The organism is Clostridium bornimense, assembly GCF_018917145.1.
GTDB lineage: Bacteria > Bacillota > Clostridia > Clostridiales > Clostridiaceae > Clostridium_AN > Clostridium_AN bornimense_A.
Map to the genome: position 1 here is coordinate 1 of NZ_JAHLOD010000069.1, position 11,632 is coordinate 11,632.

6 protein-coding genes are annotated in these 11,632 nt (G+C 26.1%); all 6 read right to left on the bottom strand.

Annotated elements, in window-relative coordinates:
• Positions 1-158 precede the first annotated feature (158 nt).
• Complete coding sequence (locus tag KQI30_RS15470) at positions 159-1,904, bottom strand: TnsD family Tn7-like transposition protein (RefSeq protein ID WP_216464248.1); 1,746 nt, start codon at positions 1,902-1,904, stop codon at positions 159-161.
• Between the two features lie 162 nt (positions 1,905-2,066).
• Positions 2,067-3,560 carry an SIR2 family protein gene (locus KQI30_RS15475; RefSeq protein WP_216464249.1) on the bottom strand — a complete coding sequence of 498 codons (1,494 nt, stop codon included), beginning with the start codon at positions 3,558-3,560 and terminating at the stop codon, positions 2,067-2,069.
• Between the two features lie 244 nt (positions 3,561-3,804).
• Positions 3,805-5,613, bottom strand: a complete 1,809-nt coding sequence (gene glmS / locus KQI30_RS15480) for a glutamine--fructose-6-phosphate transaminase (isomerizing) (RefSeq protein ID WP_216464250.1) — start codon at positions 5,611-5,613, stop codon at positions 3,805-3,807.
• 336 nt (positions 5,614-5,949) lie between these two features.
• On the bottom strand, positions 5,950-9,093 hold the full coding sequence (locus tag KQI30_RS15485) for a DEAD/DEAH box helicase (protein WP_216464251.1): 3,144 nt from the start codon (positions 9,091-9,093) through the stop codon (positions 5,950-5,952).
• A gap of 35 nt (positions 9,094-9,128) precedes the next feature.
• On the bottom strand, positions 9,129-10,886 hold the full coding sequence (locus KQI30_RS15490) for a helicase-related protein (protein WP_216464252.1): 1,758 nt from the start codon (positions 10,884-10,886) through the stop codon (positions 9,129-9,131).
• A gap of 95 nt (positions 10,887-10,981) precedes the next feature.
• On the bottom strand, positions 10,982-11,632 hold a 651-nt coding region (locus KQI30_RS15495), incomplete at its 5' end, for a helix-turn-helix domain-containing protein (RefSeq protein WP_216464253.1).

Sequence of the window (11,632 nt, forward strand, 5' to 3'; positions counted from 1 at the left end):
ATTTGTCGTTATAATCATAATTACCTCCAATATCATCTTTGGTAATTATACATTAATATAACAAATAAATGTGCATTCTTAAATGATCATTTTTCTACATTCTTATCATATCATTTATAAGCATAGAATTAACACACTCCATACCGTTTTGTTTGATTTTATTTTTTTTTTAATATATAACCACTATCCATCCTAATAATAAATTGTTTTTTAGTCTCATAATTATCTTGTATAATCTTTGTAGTTAAAGGTATTCTATCTTCATACCTTTTATATGATAAATGAGTCATATCAATAGATTTTAACACACCAGTTTTTGTTAACCTAATCGGTAAATTCTCACTTAATATTTTTTCTATTGTTTTCTCAACTTTTTTAGCTATTTCTATGTCTCTCCTCTCCCAATCTATTTTTTGTGCAGATGTCATAATATCAGGTATACTTTTTTCAAACCATTTATTATCATGCAATTTCGTATATCTCATTTCATTTGGAAGCTTATCATAAAGGTTCTTCCTACTGCAATTAGGATTATCCTCTATAAATTTCAATATTGATTTTTTATATTGAATAAGCTTATCTTTATCTACTGATTTTTTTCGTTTATCTTCTTTCGTACTCTCTCCATCAAGTCCTAATTTTTTTATATTATTCTTTACACATCTTACCTCACAAGAAAGTCTTCTACTCATTTCAGCAAGTGATAAATTTTTCTTATATAACTTTTTCAATTCTTGTCTCCACACCCAACCTCTATCTATAATTGCTCTTATTGAATCTATATTTTCAGTATCTCTACAATATTTAAAACCACAAGTAGGACACTTAAACTGTGCTGTTATTTTCTTGTTTCTTCTAACAATTTTTGTATCCGTGATAACAGTTTTCTTATAATCCTTACATAAACTATTAAGACATATCCATGGTCCCTTCCCAAAATCTCTAAAATTCTTTGCTTCATATAATATAAAATCTTCTAGTGTTCCAAATAAAAATATAATAAATAATATATGTCTTATTGGATGCGTTACATGCACTTTACAGTCTTTATTTGATACCAAATATCGCATCCATAATATATCTTTAGAATTGTAAATATAAGAGTCAAAAGAATCTAAAAACTCTTTTGAATAATATGAATTAAAATCATTACATAGCTTTTTAAGTGCTAATTTTGTATTTACAATATAACCTTTTTCATATAACTTGCTTTGATACTTTTCTCTAATAGCAACTATATCATCATTTAAAACACCGTTAAAAATATTATCAATGCACTTTGATACATATAAATATAATTCTTTATCTTCATTTAATAAGTCATATTCTTCAAGACTCGAACTATCTATATTGTTAATATCTATAAACTTTATATCTTTATAATTTCCATATGTATCATTCCCTTTAATATAATATTTTTTAAGAAATACATTATGTTTTGCACACATATAACATCCAGGTACTTGATAATTTCTATGTATGTATGCATCATTATGAATCTCTTTATCTTCTTCATAACACAAAGGACATATATTTATATAATTTCTTACTTCTGTACTATTTATAATATTAATTCCTATTTCTTTTATAAAAGTAGATAAATTTGAAGAGCATATTTTTTTTATAATATTATTCTTCCTTTCATTATCCATGAATTTAAAAAATACTGGGAAAATAGTATTTCTATAAATAATATTTTCTGTTGTATACCCTAATTGCTTAGGAAAACAGTTAACAAAATACTCTAAATTGTTTTGTCTAAATAAATCAAATGTCCATTTAGGATTTCCAAATAAGTCTTCTTTATCATAAGAATCTTTAATGTTACCATTAATAAAAGTATATCTAGCCATCCAACTATATAACAATTCATTGTTATATGCCTTAGGAAAAATTGTTATCATTATTTTCACCTCTTAATACTAAATTATTTTTTGTAACAGTTTAGTATTTCTCGATTTTTATGAAAAAATAAGATGAAAGAAAAATTCCTTCATCTTATTTTAATTATAATAGTACACATCTTTAATATTATATATTATTTTAAAATTATCTTCCTACTTTATTTAACAATATTTCTTATAATCATACGCGCATAATAATCTTCTATAATCTGTTGACTTTTTATTTTCATAATTTCTTAAATATTCTTCAACTATATTAAGTGAAATATTACCTTCTAAAATTGACCATAAAATTGCCTTAATTTTATTACTTGGTGAAATTATAGCATCCTTATTAATTTCATCTATTGTAGTTAACTTCGTTCTCAAATAAGGAGGAGTAGAATTTTTTATATCTATTAACTTATTTTTTTGCTGTTCTTTTAATACATCTTTACACTTAATGTTTTCATTTATTTTTGAAAATCCATAAATAGGGAAAAATTGTTGCTTATTTATTTTAAATTTATCTACAAGCGTCAATATTTGAAAATTTGATTCATCTATTATTTTAAAATAATTTACCATAATTTCTGATGCAGTTTGATATTGATAAGTAATAGTTTTAGATGAACCAATGGCTAATATTTTATCGCCATTCTTTAAAGAGTTAATATCCTCAGTTATTGTTACTTTAATCTTTCCTCCAGAATATATTTCATTAACAACTGTTTGCACTTTTCGTATATCCATTGCAGAAATAGGCAAATGTAAATCAGCTAATGCTCTATATATAGAAATATAATTATCTGTCTTTATTTTATTAATTCTTATAGTTGAAAATCCTTCCATATCTATATCATGTTCAGATATTTCTTCATTCATTGAACCTTCATCATATTCTACTAATAAAAAGTTACCTCTTATTTCTTCAGCCTCTTTTGAATTAGGCTCTATATAAGTAAATATAGTTTTTAAAATACTTTTTATATTTTCGTCACCTATATTATATCCCATGAAAATTATAGGATTATGAATAAATAATGATAGTAGCTGTGCTCTTATCAATTCATATTTTTGATTGAAATAATCGTAATCTTCTTTAGTTATTATTATTTTGTTAGGTTCACTTACACATCCATGTATTTTGTAAAGCGAACCATATGGATTACTCAATAAAATATCATTTCCTATTAATGGATTAAACTGAAATATTTCTTCTATTAATTTATCATAATTTGTAGTTATTATTGACCCTATATTTTTCCTAACCTTTTTTAATTCCATAATTTCTTCCAGCTTATCATCATTAATTTCAATACTTGAGAATATTTCAGATATATATATCTTAAATCTACTTATGTTTATTCCTTTATGCATATTTTCATAAAAAATATCATTAATCTTCTCAAATTTTCCATTTCTATTTTCTATCAAGCTTTTATTAAATTCTTTTTCCAACAAACTAGCGACCCTTTCAAGTCTATACTGTCCATTTTCTTGACATCTAGCTTTTAAATCTAAATAAAATTCTTCATTTTCTTTTAATTCATAAGCTATTTTACTCAATAGCCCCTCCCAAGTATATGAATGCTTAAGATATCTTAAACTCATTCCTGTACCAATAAATAATATAGGATGATTTTTATATCTTGAAACAAATTCTACAATATTCATTAACTCTCCCCCTTAAAATAAAATGTTTGATATAAATATAATATTTATTTTTATAATAGCACCTAACTCCATTATAATCCATAAAAAAGAAAAAGTAGTATGAAGGTTAAAAACACTTTCATACTACCTTTTTAATTTTACCTATTATATTTCTTACCGACTTTTTTAAACTCTTACCGACTTTTTTAAACTCTTACCAACTTTTTTAAACTGCTACACAAGGTCCAAAACTGGTATCAACTCTCTACTCAACAGTTACAGATTTTGCAAGATTTCTAGGCATATCTACGTTAAGTCCCTTATGCTTAGCTATATAATATGATAATAATTGAAGTGGTACAACAGTTAATATAGGTGTAAATAAATCAATTGTTTCTGGAATCATTATATTTGTAAATTCCTTATGCTCTTTTGATGAAACACAATAAACTTCAGCACCTCTAGTTGTAACTTCTCTTAAATTAGAATGAGTTTTTTCTTCAATTCTCATAGAGCCACATACAGCTATTATCTTTGTTCCTTTTTCAACTAATGCAATTGGTCCATGCTTTAATTCCCCTGCTGCATATCCTGTACAATTTATATAAGTTATTTCTTTTACTTTTAAAGCTCCTTCTAGTGCAACTGGATAATCATAATCTCTTCCTAAGAAAATTAATGATTGTTCATCTTTTAGCCCTTGTGCTAAAGCAGAAATACTTTCTTCAGTATCAAGGATTGATTCTATTGCATTAGGTAATTCATATAATTTACTTATATATTCTTTAGCTTGTTCTTCTGTTAACTTACCTTTAGTATAAGCCATTTCTATAGCAACTAAATATAATAATGTTAATTGTGCTACATATGCTTTTGTTGATGCAACAGAAATTTCTGCCCCTGCTCTTGTATAGAATACTTTATCACATTCTCTAGATACTGATGATCCAATAACATTTGTTATTCCTATAACTGCAGCAGCTTTGCCCTTCCACTTTCTAACAGCTTCAAGAGTATCTGCTGTTTCTCCAGATTGACTTATAACAATTACTAAAGTATTTGAATCCACTATTGGATTTCTATATCGAAATTCAGACGCTACATCTGTTTCAACTGGTATACGCGCTAAGGTTTCTATTGCCATCTTTCCACTTAAACCAGCATGATAAGCAGTTCCACATCCTACTAAATAAATTCTATTTATATTACTTAGCATTTCTTTATCAAAAGTAATTTTTCTGAAGAAACCAGTCTTTTCATCAATAACTGAATCTAAAGTGTTTTTAGTAACTTCAGGTTGTTCATGTATTTCCTTTAACATATAATGCTCATAATTACCCTTACTTACATTTTCTTTCTTCCAATCCACTTTATATACAGCTTTTTCTATAACATTATTCTCTCTATCTACAATTTTAATTCCGTCATCTGTAATTATTACAAACTCATTATCATCTAATAAATATACATCAGTAGTATAATCTAAAATCGCAGGAATATCTGATGCTATGAAATTTTCATCTTTACCTATTCCAACAATTAATGGACTTTGTTTTCTAACTCCAACTAACTTATTGTTATCTCTTGAAGAAATAACTCCTAAAGCATAACTACCTTTTAACATATCTGTAGCTTTCATAACCGCTGTTTCAATATTATCTTCGTAAAGAAAATCTATAAGCTTTGGTATAACTTCTGTATCAGTCTCAGAATAAAATTCATATCCCTTTTCACCTAAAAATTCTTTAAGTTCTTTATAGTTTTCAATAATACCATTATGAACTACAGCTATAGTTTTATCAGCATTATAATGAGGGTGTGAATTTATATCACTTGGCTTTCCATGAGTTGCCCATCTAGTATGAGCAATCCCTACATTACCTTCAACTGGTGTATTTTCTAAAGCCGCCTTTAAATTTTCAAGTTTACCTTCTTTCTTTACTATTGATATAGAGTCACCATTTACTACTGCTATACCAGCAGAATCATACCCTCTATATTGCAGATTTGATAAACCACTTACTAGAACATCTGTTACCGTTCTCTTTCCTAAATATCCTACAATTCCACACATAAATATATCTTCTCCTTAATTCAATTTTTTTTGCACTTAAAAATAAAACTAAAAGAAAGGACACACCCGATTGAATTTGTTCTAGAAATCACTTTCTAGTTCTGCCAATCTTTTTCGGTAGTGTGATACCGTGGGACATCCGCCGAAAATTCGATACTCCCCATCCTCGTCAACTTATAAATAAGTTCTGGCGCTATTAATACTTTTCTCCTTAATTATAGCTTAATTATTTAAGATACTTATGTATTTTAACATATATATTTAAAGTATTCAATAACACCTTTGTATTTTTTTTACTTTTTTGCTGTGCTTTTCGCGGTTTTCGACATATAAAAATTAATTTTTAAATATATTTTTTATATCTTCTAATGTCATCGATGTAATTATTGATCTATCCATTTCTTCACCATCAATTACATCACTAATAAGCATTTTCTTCTTTTCTTGAAGATTGTAAATTTTTTCTTCGATTGTTCCCTTAGAAATCAATTTTATAACTTCTACAACATTTTCCTGTCCTATCCTATGAGCTCTATCTGTTGCTTGATTTTCTACTGCAGGATTCCACCATGGATCTAAATGTATAACTATATCTGCAGAAGTTAAATTAAGTCCTGAACCTCCTGCTTTTAATGAAATTAAAAATACAGGAATATTGCTTTTATTAAATTCATCCACCATTTCTATTCTTGTATTTGCTTTTACTTCTCCATCAAGATACATTGAGCTTATTGATACATTATCTAAAGTTTCACGTACATTCTTAAGTATAGAAGTAAATTGAGAAAAAACTAATATCTTATGTCCATCACTTATTGATTTAGTTAATATATCTACAAGTAAATCTATTTTGCTACTTCCCCCATCATATCCTTCAATGATACTACTAGGATCACAACAAATTTGTCTAAGCTTCGTTAATGTACTTAGAACTAGTATTTTTGTTTTTCCCAAATTTGATTTATCATAATTACTATCAATTTCCTCATTAATAGAATTAACTAGCGATGTATATATCTTTTTTTGTTCATCATTTAAATCTACAATAACTTTTCTCTCTATTTTGTTTGGTAATTCTCCTAAAACATCTTTTTTCTTTCTTCTTAATATGAATGGTGCTATTTTCCTTTGTAATTCTTTTAATAATTCTTTATCATTATCTATAGTTATTGGAATTTGAAACTCTTCTCTAAATTTCTTCTCATTTGATAAAAATCCTGGCATTATAAAATCAAAAATTGACCATAGCTCCATTAATGAGTTCTCAATAGGAGTTCCTGTTAAAGCAAATCTACATTTTGCATTAATCTTTTTTCCAGCACTCCAAGTCATAGACGTTGAATTTTTTATTGCCTGCGCTTCATCCATTATACATAAATTAAATTTTACTTTTGAAAGAAGATCTATATCTCTTTTTAATATTGAATAGGAAGTTATTATTACATCACTGGAATCTATATTTTCAATTATATTAGCTCTTTTTTCTTTATCACCATATAAACAACTTACTTTTAACGTTGGCGCAAACTTATTGATTTCTTGCATCCAATTAAAAATTAGTGATGTTGGACATACAATTAAATTGCATTGATTATTTCCTAAAGCAATAATGTTTTCAATAAATGCGATAGTTTGTATTGTTTTTCCAAGCCCCATTTCATCTGCAAGTATGCCACCAAATTTATAATGATACAATGTAGAAAGCCATTTAATTCCTTCTACTTGATAATCTCTTAATTTATAATTAACATCTTCTTTTAAATGAAATTCTTTAAGATCAAAATTCTCAATATCATCTAATAAGTTTTCAATAGATTTATCTAACTTATTTGTAAACATATCTTTTAAATATAAACTGTGATATTTATTAACTAAAACATTTCCTTTATCTATGTCACTATTATTAATATCCAAAACCTCTATTACATGTGATAACTTTTTTAATTCTTCACTATCTAAAGATAAAAAGCTGCCATCTTTAGCCCTATAAAATTTCTTATTAGTTCTTATAGATTCAAGTATATTTCTTAGTTCAAGATTATCATAATTATCAATAGCAAAAGAAAACTTTAACCAACCATCATCATTTAATGAAAGCATTGTATTAACAGTACCAGAATTAACACCAATCTTTTTAAACGCTTCTGAATAATACACTTCTCCAAATTCTTTTAATCTATCAATTCCATTAATCTGTAAATTTAAAATCTCCTTATCCCCTTTTAGTAAAAGTGTATTATCATTTTTTATAAATCCTAATTTATAAATTTCGCTTAATATATTATTTTCTTTTTTTATATCTCTAATAACAGCTTCTTTGTATTCTTCTCTAAAGGGATTTATTCTTATATTTTTATAATTAAAAAATACAGTTAACGCTACATTTCTATCTTCTTTATCAAAATAAAATTCTGTTTTTAATGTTTCATTAACTAATACACATTTTAAATTGTCATCTAATGATACTTTACCTAAAGAATTGAATCTACTGAATCCATATTTTAAAAAGTCAGCTTTATCTTCCTCTTCTATAACAATACAATTTTCATCATTAAATAAATCCTTCACAGCTGAATAAAGCTCATGAAAATCTAATGTTGTTACATACAACTTTTTGTTATACAAATATATGTTAGATCCATCTATTGATATTGGCATTTTTTCTACAGCTAAGGATAGTTTTCCATCAATGTTTTTACAGATAAATTCTAAATCAATATCATCGTAAACTATATCACCTTTAACTAATCTATTTTCTTCTTCAATGTAAAACTCCTTATATTTCAACAAATCAATTATATCCTTAATCATTAATTTATTGAAAATTAAATACTTTCCATCAGTAATACTTTCATTAAAACTTTCATTCTCGACATACTGGTGTAATACTTTTACAATTCTTCTATCTGTAATATTAAAGCCATCCTGTCCTTTTCTATATGTAAATTCTTTTCCAAAGATTATCTCTTCATTATTTTCTAAATCATAAATAAAATTTTTGATTTGTCTTATAATGTACTTTTTATTTTTACCAATTTTAAAATAGCCCCTAACCTCTTTATTTACTTCTGATATTATAATATCTAACTTAACAACACTATTAGGTTCACTTTCTTTTATAGAATTTAAAAATTTTCTCATAGCAGATAAATTTTCAAAACTCTTACTACTAGGCTTTGAAACTTCATTTAAATAATACAAATATGCAGCTACTACATGCTTACAACTATCATTTGCTTTATTCTTATAAGGACAAGTACAACTTCCTTCTATTAAATTATCTTTTTTATCTACTGTAAAATTAATTAAATACTCATCAAAATTCTCAGAAGCTACATAACAAGATAAATTTCTATAGTCTTCAGTTTCTTCTCTTTCCCAAAAATCAAAAACAAAATCTTTCTTGTAGTAATAATATCCTCTATTTATATTTTCTAATATAGACTTTTTTCTAATATTTCCAATCTTAATATCATTCACTTAATTCACCTTAAATTCATACTTATAAATTATCTTTATATTCTTAATAATATATCATTTATATCTTCACTTACTTTATTTCTTTCTAAACTAATCCATTCCATATCATATGATAACCCAAATATCTTACAAAATGAATAATACATATTTATTTTTTGATAATATATTTCTAAATCATACAATGCCCCTTCATAACATTGAGGTTTTGATATTTCTTCAAGTTTTTCTACAAATAATTGTTCCACATAAAAAATAAATGTTTCCATTAATTCTTCCTTATTTACATCAAAAGGTACCTTTAATAAATTCCACTGGTCAATTTCACTTAACTTATATCTCTTTATTTTTTCTAAAATTATTAAATAATCTGATATATCCATCTTTTTATAATACTTTATTTTTTCTTCTCTACTACTCCATAATACAAACTTTTCACTTAATGGTATTTCTGGAATATTAAGTATAGCTTCTGAAGGACCTATAACAGCTTCTTTGATAATTAAATCTTCTTCAGATAACTTCTCTTCAATAAAATCTTGATTATCTTTCACTGTAGATACATATCCATAATCATATATGCCTTTTCTCCCAGCTCTACCAGCTATTTGTTTCACCTCTTGTGACGTTAAAAACCTTATATCTCTACCATCAAACTTTTTAATGTTTAAAAATATAATTCTTCTTATGGGAAGATTTACTCCCATTCCTATTGCATCTGTGGTAACTAAAATTTTAGTTTCATTATTTATAAATTGTTCATACTGCTTTTTTCTTACCTCTGGAGGTAAATCTCCATAAATAATACTAGTTTTAACCCCTTCACTTGAATAATTTTCAGCTATTTCTAAAACCCTTTTCTTTGAAAAAACTACAATAGCATCTCCATTCATTGCTTCTTTATAAGAAAAGTTTCTCTTTTCAACCACCAATGGTATTTGCCTTTTATATTCAATAATTTCATAATCATCTTCACAATCTTCTAATATTTTTTCTATTAAATATTTAGCATTTAATGCACCACAAATATGTATTTCTTTTGCTCTAAGTCCTAATACAGCTCTACTCCATGCAGCACCTCTTTGGCTATCACCTATCATTTGAATTTCATCAATTACTGCTACATTATATTCCTTATTTAAATCAGCACGTTCTATAGTACAACAAATGTGAGTTGCATTTTCATTCCTTACTTCTTCTTCTCCTGTAAGCAAATCACAAATTATACCTTCCTTATTTAACATCTCAAAGTTTTCTAGAGCTAATATTCTTAAAGGTGATAAGTATATTGAACTTTTTTCCTTCTTTAATCTTTCCATTGCATTGTAGGTTTTCCCTGTATTGGTATCACCTAGATGAACTATAAACTTTCTTTTAATATTTCTTGCTAGTTTATATTCATCTTTTGGATTCTTTGGAAAGTTTCTTTCGAACTCCTCTTCTACTAGTTTAGGAATATGTTTTTTAATCAGCACTGTTAATATACCAGAATTTATCAGTAAATTATTATTACCCTTTATTACATCTTCGTATTTAAATGAAGTTTCATTCTTTTTATTATAATTATCCAATAATTTTTTAGATATATAATGCAATAATTCTTCGTATCTACCATATACCTCATCAAAATCCTTAAGTGATTCACCTTTCATAGCATTAAGATCAATTATTTTCTTTCGTACTGCTGTTTCGTGTTCATTTAATGCACCAACTTTGGAGTGATATACTATTTCTTCTATATTATTAATTTGACTTTTTAACTTTTTAAATTCCCTTTGAAATGTATTTTTTTTCATAACACCCCTCCAAAAAATATTTATATCTTATTACTATTATAGTAGATTATCTAAATATTATTAAGTTATTCTCTTTATTTCTTATAAAAAAACTGCTACACTTTGATCTGACTCCTGTCAAGTAGACAATCAAAATAAATAAAGATATATGATGATGCTCTTTTTTTCTTTGCTTCTAATTCTGCTTTATAAGCAAGTATTCTCTTATTTTCTGGTATCGGATATTGAATATGGGTTTCTGTCGCTAATGCAGCAGTTCTAACTTCCATAGGAGTTAAGTTATTAAACCTTTCTTGATACCTATTGTTATTATAATAGTCTATAAATTCCTTTATAGCTTTTCTTAATTCATCTACTTCATCATCAGATTTATGATGTCCACGCTTATCTATTAAACCATCTTCTCCATCAACTTTATATTTACGTACCCATGTATAAACTTGAGTGTAAGATACACTAAACTTTTCTGCTGTATTTTTATAATCATTTCCGTGTTCAATGCAGTATTTTACGATTTCTTTACGTTCTTCAATAGTTGTTTTTCTTTTTGATTTAGCCATATAGACCTCCTGTTTTGGATCGTAATTTTTTAATTCTATACCGCTATTATACTTCTTAATCCATCTACGTAAAATACTAGTACTATAAATTTCATATTTTATACAAACATCTAGTTGAGATATGGTTCCTGTAAGATATTCTTCAACAGCACTAAGTTTTAAATCAGCTGAATATGACTTATTATG